Here is a 523-nt window from a genome sequence, read left to right on the forward strand (position 1 = left end):
CAGCTGGCGGCCAGCTTCGTCACCATCAGCGCCGTGCAGGCCGCTGGAAAAATCTTCTCCGGCCAAAGCGCCGGCAGCCTGACGGCGCTGCTTTTGGCCTGCGCCTTTTCCAGAGGGCTGCTGCACTACGGCGAACACTACTGCAACCACTTGATCGCCTTCAAGATGCTGGCCTTGATCCGGGTCAAAGTCTTCCACAAGCTGCGCCAGCTCAGCCCGGCCAAGCTGGAAAGCAAAGACAAGGGCAGCCTGCTGTCTTTGATCACCAGCGACATTGAGCTGCTTGAGGTCTTTTATGCCCACACGATCTCCCCGATCGCCATCGCCAGCCTCTTTACCATTTGCATGCTCAGCTTCTTCAGCCGCTATTCAGTCTTCTTGGCCCTCTTGGCCTTGCTGGCCTATGCCGCTGTCGGCATCGCCATTCCGCTCGTCTTCAGCCGCCGGGCCAGCCAGCCGGGCCAAGAGATCCGGCAAAAGCTCGGCCAGATCAGCAGCTTCATGCTCGACTCCATCATGGGCC

General features: G+C 60.0%; 1 protein-coding gene. It reads left to right on the forward strand.

From position 1 onward, the window contains the following. A partial coding sequence (locus tag lacNas_RS11065; RefSeq protein WP_244661463.1) for an ABC transporter transmembrane domain-containing protein occupies nucleotides 1–523 on the forward strand: 523 nt, incomplete at both ends.

Source organism: Lactobacillus nasalidis (assembly GCF_016587775.1).
Lineage (GTDB): Bacteria > Bacillota > Bacilli > Lactobacillales > Lactobacillaceae > Lactobacillus > Lactobacillus nasalidis.